The organism is Bacillus sp. ISL-75 (assembly GCF_018613095.1).
This window is the reverse complement of record NZ_JAGGQX010000009.1, coordinates 88,402-102,616: the sequence shown is the minus strand read 5'-3', so window position 1 is coordinate 102,616 and position 14,215 is coordinate 88,402. Positions and strand designations below refer to the sequence as shown.

Genomic DNA, 14,215 nt, shown 5'->3' with positions numbered 1-14,215 from the left:
AGGGGCATTTGAACAAATGAATGAAAAACAACGTTTAGAAGGTCAGAAAGTCGAGTCTGTTAATTCTTCGGACAAAAAATCCGCCAAGGATTACAGCAAGTACTTTGAACAAGTAATTACTGCACCTTCTTTAACAGAAGCGAAGAAACGCGGAAAAGAAGAAGTAAAGTACCATAATGATTTTTCTATTTCTGAAGAATTTCGTGGAATGGGCGAGGGGCGGAAATTTTATATCCGTACTTATGGCTGTCAAATGAACGAACATGATACTGAAGTAATGGCTGGGATTTTCTTAGCATTAGGCTATGAACCAACCGACAGCACGGAGGATGCAAATGTCATTCTTTTAAATACATGTGCGATCAGGGAGAACGCTGAAAATAAAGTGTTCGGTGAACTTGGCCATTTAAAGTCCTTGAAATTGGAAAAGCCTGATTTACTTATCGGTGTTTGTGGGTGTATGTCTCAAGAGGAATCTGTAGTTAATAAGATTCTCAAAACCTACCATCAGGTCGATATGATTTTTGGTACCCATAATATTCATCGTTTACCAAATATATTGCATGAAGCATATATGTCAAAAGAAATGGTTGTTGAAGTATGGTCAAAAGAAGGCGACGTGATTGAAAACCTTCCAAAAGTACGCCGTGGAAATATTAAAGCATGGGTTAACATCATGTACGGCTGCGATAAATTCTGTACTTATTGCATCGTCCCTTTCACCCGTGGAAAGGAACGAAGCCGTCGTCCAGAAGAAATTATCCAAGAAGTACGTCATCTAGCTGCACAAGGCTACCAAGAAGTTACTTTGCTTGGTCAAAACGTGAATGCCTATGGGAAAGATTTAGAGGACGGAACTTATGGACTTGGTGAACTGATGGATGAATTGCGAAAAATTGATATTCCAAGGATTCGTTTTACAACAAGCCACCCGCGTGACTTTGATGATCGTCTAATTGAGGTCCTTGCCAAAGGCGGTAATTTAATGGATCATATCCATTTGCCAGTGCAATCAGGTTCAACCGAAGTGTTAAAAATCATGGCTCGTAAATATACAAGAGAACAATATTTAGAGCTTGTTAAAAAAATTAAAGCAGCCATTCCGAATGTTGCTTTAACAACGGATATTATCGTTGGTTATCCGAACGAAACAGACGAACAGTTTGAAGAAACGATGTCCCTCTATCGTGAAGTTGGTTATGAATTAGCATATACATTTATTTATTCTCCGCGGGAAGGTACTCCAGCTGCAAAAATGGAGGATAACGTTCCGATGGAAGTGAAGAAAGCACGCTTACAACGCTTAAATGCTCTTGTGAATGAGCTTTCATTAGAAGCTATGAAAAAACATGAAGGCCAAATCCTTGAAGTTCTTGTTGAAGGGGAAAGTAAGAACAATCCTGATGTTCTTGCAGGCTACACTTCTAGGAGTAAGCTTGTAAACTTTGCTGCACCAAAATCAGCGATTGGCAAGATTGTAAAAGTAAAAATTACACAAGCAAAAACATGGTCATTAAACGGAGAAATGGTGGAAGAACTAGAACCAGCAGAGGTGAAGTAAAGTGGCGAAATATACAAAAGACGATATCGTTGCACGTGCAACTGATTTAGCACGGATGATTGCAGAAACAGAAGAAGTTGACTTTTTTAAACGAGCAGAGGCTCAATTAAATGAAAATAAGAAAGTTCATACCTTAATAGCTGACATTAAGGGATTGCAAAAGCAGGCAGTAAACCTTCAGCATTATGGAAAACCAGAAGCACTAAAAAAGGTAGAAGATAAAATTGCTTCAATTGAGCAAGAGTTGGATGAAATACCTGTGGTCCAGGATTTCAAACAATCACAATTAGAAGTGAATGAATTGCTACAAATCATTGCCTCAACCATTTCGAATACTGTAACCGATGAAATTATCATTTCAACGGGCGGCGATGTATTGTTAGGAGAAACTGGATCTAGCATGCAAAATGGCGGCGGGGCTTGTGAAGGTCACGACGATTGCGATCACGATCATTAATACTCTAGCCAGGCTTTTAACAAAGCCTGGCTTTATTTTTTTGGCTCTGATAAACTTGGCTGTTGATTTCCGCTCCAGGCGCTGCGCTTTCCGCGGGTACTAACCGCCTCCTCGGCGCTAAGCGCCTGCGGGGGGGTCTCCCCTGCCCCGTCCTCCCGCAGGAGTCTACGCGCCTTCCGCTCCAATCAACTGAGTTATAAAATCAATAATAACCTTTAATACAGCCTATTTTTAATAAATCTAATCCACTTTTATATTCCCCTGATTCCTGCCATTTTATTAACCTTCGTTTTAAGTACAGGCCAGGAAGGCACACACCTATAAATCCCGCATAAAATGAACTATGACTAAACTTTTATCCAGTACTCATCAAAATAAAAATCACACTAGTCTTATATCATGCATACGATGAAATGAAAATGAATGAGGAGGGTTCGCGCGAAATGGGAGACTATAGAGAGATAATTACCAAGGCCGTAGTAGCGAAAGGACGTAAATTCACCCAGTCCAATCATACGATTAGCCCGGCGCATAGTCCAACAAGTATACTTGGCTGTTGGATCATCAACCATAAATACAATGCGAAAAAGGTTGGCAAGACTGTAGAGATACATGGCTCTTACGACATCAATGTTTGGTATTCATTTAATGATAATACCAAAACAGAAGTTGTTACAGAACGTGTCCAATATACAGATGTCATTAAGTTAAAGTATCGTGACCATGACTGCCTCGATGACAATGAAATAAGTGCTCGAGTGCTGCAGCAGCCTAATTGCTGTGAAGCGGTCATTTCCCCTAATGGTAACAGAATCATCGTCCATGTCGAAAGGGAATTCCTTGTAGAGGTGATTGGCGAGACTAAGGTTTGTGTTCGCGTCAGTTCTGAAGGCTGCAAGGACAATGACGATGAGTGGGGAATGGACGTAGACGATGAAGAATTCGAGGAGTTAAATCCTGATTTCTTAGTCGGCTCAGAAGAAGAATAAAACTAACTAGGAGGTTTTTACTTCCTAGTTTTTTTCTTTTTTCGATTTAAGAATTTTTAGATGCTAAAATCAGCAAGCTATTTTAAGGAGGTGTTACTATGGAACCGAGACAGCCTGGAAATAAAAATATGCCTGATTTTGAACAATTAAATGACAGAATTATCGCTGAAAGCTCTCCTTCGCCAATGTTAGTTATTAAAACAAATCTTGACCCAAAAGATGCTTCAGAAAATAATCCGTATTATCATAATACGGAAGTAAAAAACGCTAAAGCAATGAAGGAATACTTTCAGGAATAAGAAAAGCCAGGATATTAAACCTGGCTTTTCATCCATTCTGGTTTTAATAATGATAATACAAACGTATCATGAAATTGCTCATTTTGATTGATATACCCTCGTAGTAAACCTTCCTTCAAGAAGCCTAGCTTAATTAGTAAATTTATGGATGACACATTTTCAGGGTAAACTATAGCTCCAATTCGAAATAAATCCAATTGATTAAAACTAAATCGGATCACTTCTTTAATCGCCTCTGAACCATAGCCCATCCTCCAATAGTCGGGATGAAGCTCATAACCAATTTCTGCACGCTTATTTTTTAGATGTAAACCATTAAGACCAACAGTGCCGATGATCCTTTGATTTTCCTTTAATTTGATACCCCAGCGGATTCCACGTTTATCAACCAGGTTCTTATGAAACATATCAATTAATCTTGAAGCTTCGACAGGTAAAGTAAAACGATTTGTTCCATAAAAACGGGTCACTTCTTCTAATGATAAAATCTCGTATAGATAATCAACATGCTGATGTGTTAATTCAATTAATTTAAGTCTTTTCGTATCTAAAATGGGAAAAGTCATGGCAACCCTCTCTATTTGTCCCTATACCTGTATACTCAACAAGAGTGGTAAAAGGGGATTTCCAAATGAATACTAAATTTTTCTGTTAACTAATAGTGTATAATGGCTTATAAGAAATTTCCATTAAATTTTGAATAAATTTAGTTGAACATTTTATCTTACATAATGGTAAGATGTGTGGAGAAAATCATTTCTTAGATTGACCCTTTTCGAAACATGAATGCCTAATAGATTAGAAGGTGTGCAAATGCAAAAAGCAGAGTATATAAATTTAATAGAAACAGAATTATTACCAAGAATACAATTAACGTCTGACAGTCCGTTTGACCCTATCATTGTAAAAAATATGTCACCGTTATGGAAAACCATAGGGCGCGGCAATTATGCTGGGGTCTTTACACTTGATGCTCATCCAGAGTGGGTGGTAAAAGTTTATGGTCGAAGCCCCGAGGAGCTTAAAAAAGAAATTGATGTTTACAAGAGGTTAGGAAATCATAAAAGTTATTCTTCACTTTATGATTATGGTGAAAATTATTTAATCTTAAAAAAGCTTAACGGTATTACCTTGTTTGATGCTGTGGTAAAGGGAGTTCCAATCCCTGAAGCTGTCATAAAGGATATTGATTCAGGTTTGGATTATGCGAGGTCGGTTGGATTAAATCCCTATGATGTTCACGGCAAGAATGTCGTCATGTTTGAGGGGAGAGGTTATATTGTTGATATTTCTGATTTTTATAAACAAGGGTACTGCAAAAAATGGAAAGATTTAAAAAAAGCTTATTACAAGATTTATTTACCATATATATATAAATATCATCCGCCTATCCCATTTTTTATCGTCGATGCGGTACGAAAAGGATATCGGATGTATCGTCGTTTGAAAAAGAAAAGCAATTAAGAAAAATAAAAATTAGCGAGGTGAAATTATGGATGATCGTCAATTTCGAAACGCAATGGGAAAGTTTGCAACAGGGGTAACGGTGGTCGCAACGGAAGTGTCTGGAAATGTCCATGGAATGACTGCGAATGCATTCATGTCTGTTTCTCTAAATCCAAAACTTGTCGTAATCTCAATTGCTGAAAAAGCACAAATGCTTGAAAAAATAAAACAAAGTAAAAGCTTTTCAGTCAATATACTTGCGGCAGATCAACAAGAATTATCAATGATTTTCGCGGGACAGTCGAAAAATCAACAAGAAATAGTGTTTGACCGCCTCGAGGGTATACCTGTTTTACCAGGAGCAGCTGCTCAAATTGTTTGCGAAGTATCAGCGGAGCATGATGAAGGTGATCACACACTTTTTATTGGCAGAGTAACCAATCTTAAAGTTGAAGATTCTGATCCATTAATCTATTTTAGTGGAAAATACCGATTGTTAGCAGAGGAGTAATTGGTGGGTTAAGCAAATTGGTTAGTTTTTTACTAATTTTTGAAAAGATTATAAAAAATAGACTCGATAAGCAAAGATTATCAGTAAAATTTTACTTGATAACGATATGTAAAAAATGCCCTGAAATTTTCAGGGCATTTTTTAGTGTTTTCGCGAAATAACGACTCTAATTCTAAAAATAAAAAATATTTAGAATACATTGACAAGTATTTATTAGGTATGTAGAATTACAGTTAGTAAAAGAAAGCGCTTTTTTTACCGTTTTATACAATTAGAAAAGTAATAAACGTAAAATTAAAATTTTAGTTCTGTTGTTTTGATGGCCAACAAAACAACCTGCTCGAAATTTTTGTTTTATTTTGAAAGCGGATTCATTATCTATTTCAAAACATTTATGAAATGATATGGGAGGTTTAACAATGGCAGTAAAGACCATCAGCAGAAATTTTCTTAAGTTTTTGGTTGTTATTCTTGCTTTCCAAGATGTTGCTGCAGGGGTAGCAGGATCAATAATGGCTGACATCATTAAGGCATTTCCACAATATGACCCCACAATTGTTATGTTAGTTGCTACTTTTCCAGGATTAATACAAATTGTTCCTGCTCTCTTTTATGGTAAACTTTCCAAAATGTTCAAGAAGAGAACACTCTTGTTTGTCGGCTTAAGCCTCTTCATCATCGGAGGTATCCTTCCAACCTTTATTGATAACCTCTGGGTGATTATTGCAATGAGGGGGATATTAGGTTTAGGTGTCGGGATTACCATGCCGTTGTCAGTAGATGTAATTACAGATTTCTTTGAAGGCAGAGAAAGAGATTTCTTGATTGGATTTGGTACCTCAACAATTGCGTGTATCGGAGCTATTTTCTTCCAATTGGTTGGAGGGATCTTAGCGGATGCTTTTGGTTGGCATTATGGTTTCCTAACCTACTTGTTCCCTATTTGGATTCTTGCTATTACAATCCTTTACCTACCCGAGCCTGAGAAGAAACAGGTATCTAAAGCCGATAGTAATCAGGCAGCTGTAAAGATTAAAAAGCCAAAAGCAATCTATTGGGTAAGTCTCGGACAGGTGTTTTATTCAGCGCTAATTTTTGGCTATGTAGTAAATATTTCAGTTGTCATCCAAGCGGATAAATTAGGCAATGCCACAGAAGCTGGCTTGGCTATATCCATCTTTACCTTTGGTACTTTAATATCTGGTTTCCTTTTTGGGAAGATAAAACACAAACTTCCAACCATGTATTTACCGCTTGCTGTTTTAATGACCGGTGTTGGAATGGCCATCTGTTACTACTCTCCAACTCTAACAATGATCTTAATTGGAAGTGTATTCGGTGGTTTTGCAATGGGAATTGGCATTCCAGGAGTATTTACTAGGGTTTCTGAGTTAACTCCTGTCGGTGCTCCTTCTAGTGTAGGTTTAGTTGTTGCAGGGCAAGGTATTGGAGGGATTTTAGGGCCTTTTGGATTTCAAGTGATTCAAAATATATTTAACCAAGATATAGGTAGATTCCCATTAGCCGTTAGTGCGATTGGATTAGTTCTGTTAGCTCTCATTTGGGCAATATCGGTAATGAAACCGAAAAGGGATATTGAGGCTACTTTAAGTCAATAACAATCAAAAAGCTAAAATGGTGAGTGCAGAATTCATCATTTTAGCTTTTTATATGATAAAAATTACTTTTTGAGAGGGGACGTAAGATGGGGAATTCATTACAAAGATTACAAAATAAAGTTGCGATTGTAACGGGCAGTACCTCCGGGATTGGCGAAGCAACCGCTAAATTATTTGCTGCTGAGGGTGCAAAAGTCGTAGTGGTTGGAAGAAGAAGGGAAAACGGAGAAAGAATCGTTGATTCCATCAATAGCCATGGAGGAGAAGCGATTTTCGTACAGACAGATATGACGGACGAAGAACAAATCATAAATTTAGTAGATAGTACGTTAGAGAGATTTGGTCAAATTGATATTCTTATCAATAATGCAGGGAGAATTATTGAAAAACCATTTATTGAATTAACAACCAGTGATTGGGATGAATTCGTTGCACTTGATGCGTATTCTTATTTCCGTGCCATGCAGTTGGTCCTTCCACATATGGAAAAACGGTCTTCAGGAAACATTGTCAATGTAACCTCTTTAGCTGCGGTCAGTGTCATGCCTACCCATGCCCTCTATAGTTTTGTTAAAGCAGGAATCACCCATATGTCAAAGGTAGTAGCTGCTGAATATGCCGGAAAAGGGATTAGGGTGAATTGCTTATTGCCGGGTGTGGTCTATACGGAAATGATTGTCGATAATCCAAATACACCACATATGGAAAAAATCATCCCAATGGGCAGAATGTCCACACCAGAAGAACAAGCAAATACAATTTTGTTCATGGTATCTGATGAATCGTCCTATATGACAGGTACCTCCATCGTATCTGATGGCGGTGTAAGGGGAATATAGAGCTCAATCTATAAAGCAAAGGGGGATTTAAAATGCTGTTAAAAGATAAAATAGCCGTCATAACTGGTGGGGCTAAAGGTATGGGAGAAGCAACATCAAAAAAATTCGCCGAGCAAGGCGCGACTGTAGTCATTGCCGATTTGGATTTTGATGCTGCCCGTATTGTTGCGGATAACATCCAAACAGGCGGCGGACAAGCGCGTGCCTATAATCAGGTCGATGTCACTAATCAATCGACGATTAAAGAAACAGTGGATCAGGCGATTAAGGAATTTGGCAGAATTGATATTTTAGTAAATTGTGCAGGAGGTACCTTTGGTGCCAACGGAAGCAGTGAAAATATAAATATGAATGATTGGGACAGAACTATGAAGTTAAATCTTAATGGTACCCTTAATCCAATCATGGAAATTTTACCGTACATGAAAAAACAAAAATACGGAAAAATCGTTAATTTCTCCTCCATTGGAGCATTTAACGCTTATACGGTTGTCCTGCATTACCATGCTGCCAAGGGTGCAGTAGAGAGTCTTACTCATAATCTTGCCTTTGAACTTGCGCCGCTAGGAATCCATGTTAACGTCATTTCACCAGGACCAATAATGACTCCATTTTGGGATGAATTAATGCCTCCTGGTCCTGAACGAGATAAATTTACAACAGCACTTGCCAAAAAAGAAGTTCCGATGCAAAGAATGGGGACAGCTGAGGATATTGCTGGTGTATGTTTATTTTTAGGCTCAGGATTATCGGACTTTGTGACAGGACAGAAAATCTATGTTGGTGGCGGCATGGGTAACATTATATCCCATAATTCTACCTTCTTATCGTCCGATGAAAATAAACAAGTTAATAAATAATAGATTTGTTTAAATGTAGATTAGTAGACAAGCATCTCTATAGTTATCACTATGAAAAATTAAAGGAGGAGAGTTACATTGGATAAAGGTTTAAAAGTATTTAGTAAGTCCCCATTTCAGAAGTTGACTGCTGTAGCTTCTGCATTAGCACTACTTTCAGGGTGTTCTTATAAAAATATTACCGGGCAGGAAGTAAAAGCAGAGGTTTTAAAGCAGAAAACAAATGGACAAAAAAGCCAAAAAGGAGGAGAAGATTCACCCAAACCAAACATTGTGTATATTGTTTTAGATGATTCTGGTTTTTCTGATATTGGGAGTTATGGGTCCGAAGTCAAAACTCCGAACTTGGATTGGTTAGCGGAGAACGGCCTTCGCTATAACAATTCTCATGTAACGCCGGTGTGTTCACCAACCCGTGCATCTTTACTTACAGGACGGAATCCACATAATATAGGAATGTCAACCGTAGCCAATTTTGATATGGGCCCTGAATATGAGAACAAACGGGGGAGAATCTATCCGGAAGCGGGAACAATTGCTGAGGTCCTTAGCGAAAATAGCTACAATAATTACGCGTTAGGGAAATGGCACTTATCGCCTTCCCACCAGGTAACGCCTGCAGGTCCTTATGAAAATTGGCCGCTAGGAAAAGGCTTTGACCGTTTCTACGGCTTCCTTGAGGACTCTGGTGATCAATATAGACCAGAACTTATACAGGATAACAGCCCGGTTGATGTACCTAAGAAGAAAAACTATCATTTCTCAGAGGATATAGTCGATCGAGCCAATCAATATGTAACCGACCAAGTTTCCGTGAATCCAGAAAAACCATTCTTCCTATACTTATCTTTTGGTGCACAGCACCAACCAGTTCAAGTTCCACAGAAATATATAGATATGTATAAAGGGGTATATGACAAAGGCTGGGATAAAATCCGGGAAGAAAGATTTAGTAAGCAGAAAGAACTAGGGATTATTCCAAAAGACACTAAATTACCGGGACTAAACCCTGGAGTTAAGCCGTGGGATCAGCTTACTAATGATGAGAAAAAGGCTTTTATCCGTTTCCAAGAAACATACGCAGGCTTTTTGACGCATACCGATGAGCAAATTGGCCGCTTTATTGACAAGTTACGTTCCGTAGGAGAATTGGAAAATACCATGATTGTCTTCTTATCAGACAATGGGACCAGTTCTATGGGGAAAAATACTGGATCGATTAATCATACACTCCCATATAACGATGTACCTGAAAAATTAGAGGATGTTGTCAAGCATATTGACGATATAGGAAGCGAACGAGCTGGGGCTGAATCACCGACTGGTTGGGCCCAGGTAAGTAACACCCCTTTTAAATTTTATAAAGCTACAACCTATGAAGCTGGAATTCATACACCGCTGATTGTTTATTATCCAAAACTAATTAAAGATAAAGGAGCTATTCGCAATCAGTATGTACATGTCAGTGATATCACGCCAACTGTTTATGACCTATTAGGAATAGATGTACCCAAGGAGATAAAGGGAGTAAAGCAAATGGACCTTCAAGGCCAGAGTTTTGCCGATTCATTTAGAAGTGCCAAATCATCGGGGAAGGAAACACAGTATTTTGAAAATAATGGCCAAAGGGCCATTTATCATGATGGTTGGAAAGCGTTAACACTCCATAAAAAAGGAGACCTTTATGAAAAGGATGTCTGGCAACTCTACCATGTCGCAGAAGATTTCTCGGAATCGAATGACCTTGCTGCTAAATATCCAGAAAAGGTAAAAGAGATGCAGCAGTTATGGGAAAAGGAAGCAAGGAAATATGGAGTATTTCCAATGACAGATATTGCTGGAGAAGGTTTTTTAACCATCCCTGAGGATTCCATCCGTGCAAGAAATACCTTTACATTTTACCCTGGCATGTCTCGCCTGTCGGAGGCTGCATCACCATTTATTATTAACCGTTCTTACTCCATCACAGTTCCAATTGAACGGGACAACGCAACCGATGATGGTGTCCTTGTTGCTTTAGGAGGTTATGAGAGTGGTTACACGTTATTTATAAAAAATAACAAGCTAGTATATGAATACAACATGGGAAATGCAGTTTATCGAATTGAATCGAAAGAAAATGTTCCTGTGGGTAAATCAGCAATCAGATTTGAATTTAGAAAGACTGAATCCAATAAAGGTATAGGCAGTCTCTATATCAATGGTCAGAAGGTAGGAGAAGGTGAGATTAACAAAACTCACCAATATAAAATCGCTTTTGAGGGCTTAGACATTGGGAAGGACACACTCTATCCTGTAAGTACAGACTATCAAAACGAAGGAATTTTTGAGTTTTCAGGAGAGATTGAAAAAGTTGTCTATGAATTGAATTAAAACTATAAAAATGCAAGTAAGAAAATAAAAAAGAAATATAAGTCAGTGCCAAAATGGTTACTGGCTTATATTCTAAGAAGCGAAGGAGTATAAAAATGGAGAAAACTTATGATCAAACAAAAGGATTTCATATACTGGCAAAACCAACAGGTCCTATTTGTAATCTAGATTGCCATTACTGTTTCTATACAGAAAAGGAAGCTTTTTTTTCTGGTAAAAGCCGTTTTCAGATGTCGGATGAAACGCTAGAGGAGTATATTCAGCAATACATAAAAGCTCAAAATGTTAATGAAATTCCGTTCGTTTGGCAGGGGGGGGAACCCACCTTAATGGGTCTCGATTTTTATAAGAAAGTAATTGAATTACAAAAGAAATATGGAAAGGGAAAAAAAATTATTAACTCACTGCAAACGAACGGTACATTGTTAACTGAAGAATGGTGTCAATTTTTAGCAAAACATAATTTCCTTGTAGGCCTAAGTCTGGATGGTTCAGAAAACATTCATAATCGATATAGAGTTGACCGTGGTGGTGAACCGACATTCCAAAAGGTGCAAAAAGGATTGCGCCTATTAAAAAAATATAAGGTAGCTTTTAATGTATTGGTCTGTGTGACAAAGTTTTCTTCAATGTATCCGCTTGAAATCTATCATTTCTTTAAAAAAGAAGGGGTAGAGTTCATTCAATTTATCCCAATTGTCGAACGGATGCCGGATATGGAAGCGAAAAAACTTGGGTTGAGACATGCCACACCACCTGCCGTAAATCAAGAAGAGGCCCAGAAAGCCGTTTCTTCTTGGACGGTGGAATCGGAGAAATATGGTGATTTTCTTATTACGATTTTTGAAGAGTGGGTAAGAAATGATGTTGGTAAAGTTCATATTATGAATTTTGAACATGCGCTCACTTCGTGGCTGGGCCTTCCGTCTACCTCTTGTATTTTTGCGGAAACGTGCGGAAGAGCTGCCATAGTCGAGCATAATGGTGATGTATATTCGTGTGATCACTTTATGTATCCTGATTACCGACTTGGTAATATTTTCGAGGATACATTTGTTGAAATGATTGAATCTAACCAGCAGAAAGCATTTGGTGAAAATAAAAAATCTACTCTGCCAAAGTACTGTCAAACATGTGAAGTACGTTTCGCGTGTAATGGGGAGTGTCCGAAACATCGCTTCCTGCTAACTCCGGCTGGAGAACCAGGATTAAACTATTTGTGTGCTGGATATAAGAAATACTTTAACCATATCCACAGATACATGAAAGTAATGGTTCAACTAATCGAAAATGGTTTACCTGCTTCAGAAGTAATGGAGGTTATTAATAGACCGCTCATCATTAAAGGGTAATCTTTAAATTTTAGAAAATGCAATCAATAATTACAAAACAATTTAGATTTCTAAAAAAAATTTTCAGAATTTATTGACAAGATTAAATGAACAAAGGTAAAATTATAGTTAGTTAAAGAAAGCGCTTTTATTACCAATTTATCCACTATACGTGTAGTAAAAATACGGTACTGAAATTTTAGGATAATAAGAATTACCATGAAAAATTATTTTACAAAGTGAGGGTAATGAAATATGACAGCAGTTGAAACAAAAAAGGTTCAAACAGGAAGCTATCAAACATTTATACATGAAGGTGGTGACAACTCCTCTGAAACGATCATCTTTCTTCATGGAAGCGGACCAGGGGTAAGTGCAAAATCAAACTGGCAGCACATATTACCACATTTTAATGGGAATTTTCATGTAGTCGCACCGGATATTTTCGGGTTTGGAAATACAGACCATCCCGAGACATACCCAAAAAATGGTGCCGAGTGGATGAATGAGAGAATTAAGCAGGTTTTGGCACTGATGGATGATTTAGGGGTAGAAAAAGCACATTTAGTTGGAAACTCTCTCGGTGGTGTCATCGCCCAGCATCTACTAATGTACGCACCTGAACGTTTTGATCGTGTTGTATTAATGGGGGCAGGCGGAGGTTTAACCGAACCAACCCCTGAACTTGCTAAATTGGCAAACTTTCATAAAGACCCAGATCCTGTAGCGTTTAAAAATTTATTAAGTTGGTTTTTATATGATAAAAGTATCCTAGAAGATGAGCTGGAAAAGATTGTTGCAGAACGATTAGAGCTATTTTTAAAGCCCGAAGTTCGCAGATCATATGAGGAGAATTTCTCGAAATCACATTTGTCGGATATGCTTATCCCTCCTTCAGCACTGAAACAGATGGACCATTCTATTTTACTAATTCACGGACATGGGGACCGTTTTGTACCACTCCAAAGCAGCCTATATGTAATGGATTATTTGCCCAATGCACAGCTGCATGTATTTAAGCGCTGTGGACATTGGGCGCAAGTCGAGCAAAAAGAAAGATTTATCAAACTAACATCGGATTTTTTCAATGGTGACCTATAAACTAAAACTGAACTCACCCTTGATACCTCATTATAGTAGATTAGGATAAAATCTAGTATTTCCTAAAGTGGTAATAGACACTCGCTAGCGAATTAACATATTATAGGGGTAACTAATCCTAGAAAATAGCAGGTGTATGATATGAAAATTGATAAGGCTTATCGCTATATTAAAAGATTAATCATTGAAGGAATCTGGGAACCAGAAACCTCGATAAATGTGAATGAGATTACCGAAAAACTAAATATGAGCCGGACACCCGTCCACAAGGCATTATCTAAACTTGAGCAAGAAGGATTTCTCACAATTATTCCGCAGGTTGGTGTCTTCGTAAAAAGACCTGACCCAGAAGAGGTTTTAGAACGATTATTGGTTTGTGCCAATTTAGATGCATTAATGACTGAGCAGGCTGCATTATATCTGAACGAAGAGGAATTTTGTTTTTTAGAAGAAATCTTAACAAAAATGGATAATACCGGGTTATCAGCTGATGAATACTCTAGCTTAAATATCGATTTTCATCGCACCATTTATGAAGCCTCCAAGTTAACTTATACCTTTAATCTCGCGAAGACACTTTGGGACTACCTGAATTTTGTAGGCAACCCGGAAGAATTATTCACGGATGAACGACGGAAACAGTCTCAAACTGAGCATTGGATCATTTTTTATTACTTACGAGAAAAGGATAGTAAAATGGCCAAAAAATTGATGGAGAAACATATGCGTCGAGTTGCAAAGTTAGTAGGGGAAAAATATCAGGACATTGATTTAAGCCAGCGTGTGTTTAACTAAATATTTACATGATAATTGAAAAAGCACCACCACT

Annotated in this window: 14 protein-coding genes; 13 read left to right on the top strand and 1 reads right to left on the bottom strand. The window is 37.9% G+C overall.

Annotated elements, in window-relative coordinates:
- The first annotated feature begins 16 nt into the window (after positions 1 to 16).
- The 4 genes from miaB (at position 17) to J7E63_RS02845 (ending at position 3,306) form a co-directional block, all read left to right on the top strand.
- Positions 17 to 1,561, top strand: coding sequence for a tRNA (N6-isopentenyl adenosine(37)-C2)-methylthiotransferase MiaB (gene miaB / locus J7E63_RS02860; protein ID WP_215010207.1), 1,545 nt, complete (start codon positions 17 to 19; stop codon positions 1,559 to 1,561).
- Between the two features lies 1 nt (position 1,562).
- Positions 1,563 to 2,018, top strand: coding sequence for a YlbF/YmcA family competence regulator (locus tag J7E63_RS02855; RefSeq protein WP_088086428.1), 456 nt, complete (start codon positions 1,563 to 1,565; stop codon positions 2,016 to 2,018).
- 443 nt (positions 2,019 to 2,461) lie between these two features.
- Positions 2,462 to 3,007 carry an outer spore coat protein CotE gene (locus J7E63_RS02850; protein WP_088086429.1) on the top strand — a complete coding sequence of 182 codons (546 nt, stop codon included), beginning with the start codon at positions 2,462 to 2,464 and terminating at the stop codon, positions 3,005 to 3,007.
- Between the two features lie 98 nt (positions 3,008 to 3,105).
- Positions 3,106 to 3,306, top strand: coding sequence for a hypothetical protein (locus J7E63_RS02845; protein ID WP_168242806.1), 201 nt, complete (start codon positions 3,106 to 3,108; stop codon positions 3,304 to 3,306).
- 14 nt (positions 3,307 to 3,320) lie between these two features.
- Here the strand turns inward: J7E63_RS02845 and J7E63_RS02840 are convergent, their stop codons facing one another.
- Positions 3,321 to 3,872 carry a GNAT family N-acetyltransferase gene (locus tag J7E63_RS02840; RefSeq protein ID WP_215010206.1) on the bottom strand — a complete coding sequence of 184 codons (552 nt, stop codon included), beginning with the start codon at positions 3,870 to 3,872 and terminating at the stop codon, positions 3,321 to 3,323.
- Positions 3,873 to 4,119: 247 nt separating this feature from the next.
- Here J7E63_RS02840 and J7E63_RS02835 point away from each other — a divergent pair, with 247 nt between their 5' ends.
- From J7E63_RS02835 to J7E63_RS02795, 9 genes are all read left to right on the top strand, one after another.
- A complete protein-coding gene (locus tag J7E63_RS02835; protein ID WP_215010205.1) occupies positions 4,120 to 4,770 on the top strand; it encodes a protein kinase family protein in 651 nt (216 codons plus the stop codon).
- Positions 4,771 to 4,798: 28 nt separating this feature from the next.
- Complete coding sequence (locus J7E63_RS02830) at positions 4,799 to 5,263, top strand: flavin reductase family protein (protein WP_215010204.1); 465 nt, start codon at positions 4,799 to 4,801, stop codon at positions 5,261 to 5,263.
- Positions 5,264 to 5,682: 419 nt separating this feature from the next.
- Complete coding sequence (locus tag J7E63_RS02825; RefSeq protein ID WP_215010203.1) at positions 5,683 to 6,882, top strand: MFS transporter; 1,200 nt, start codon at positions 5,683 to 5,685, stop codon at positions 6,880 to 6,882.
- A gap of 86 nt (positions 6,883 to 6,968) precedes the next feature.
- Positions 6,969 to 7,721 carry an SDR family NAD(P)-dependent oxidoreductase gene (locus J7E63_RS02820; RefSeq protein ID WP_215010202.1) on the top strand — a complete coding sequence of 251 codons (753 nt, stop codon included), beginning with the start codon at positions 6,969 to 6,971 and terminating at the stop codon, positions 7,719 to 7,721.
- Between the two features lie 32 nt (positions 7,722 to 7,753).
- Entirely contained in the window at positions 7,754 to 8,581 is an 828-nt protein-coding gene (locus J7E63_RS02815) for an SDR family NAD(P)-dependent oxidoreductase (RefSeq protein WP_215010201.1), read from the top strand.
- A gap of 78 nt (positions 8,582 to 8,659) precedes the next feature.
- A complete protein-coding gene (locus J7E63_RS02810; protein ID WP_215010200.1) occupies positions 8,660 to 10,954 on the top strand; it encodes an arylsulfatase in 2,295 nt (764 codons plus the stop codon).
- 95 nt (positions 10,955 to 11,049) lie between these two features.
- Positions 11,050 to 12,306 (top strand): anaerobic sulfatase maturase, encoded by a 1,257-nt coding sequence (locus J7E63_RS02805; protein WP_215010199.1) that lies wholly within the window; start codon positions 11,050 to 11,052, stop codon positions 12,304 to 12,306.
- 234 nt (positions 12,307 to 12,540) lie between these two features.
- Positions 12,541 to 13,386 (top strand): alpha/beta fold hydrolase, encoded by an 846-nt coding sequence (locus tag J7E63_RS02800; protein ID WP_215010198.1) that lies wholly within the window; start codon positions 12,541 to 12,543, stop codon positions 13,384 to 13,386.
- A 141-nt stretch (positions 13,387 to 13,527) separates the two neighbouring features.
- Positions 13,528 to 14,181 carry a GntR family transcriptional regulator gene (locus J7E63_RS02795; RefSeq protein WP_215010197.1) on the top strand — a complete coding sequence of 218 codons (654 nt, stop codon included), beginning with the start codon at positions 13,528 to 13,530 and terminating at the stop codon, positions 14,179 to 14,181.
- The last annotated feature ends 34 nt before the right edge of the window (positions 14,182 to 14,215 follow it).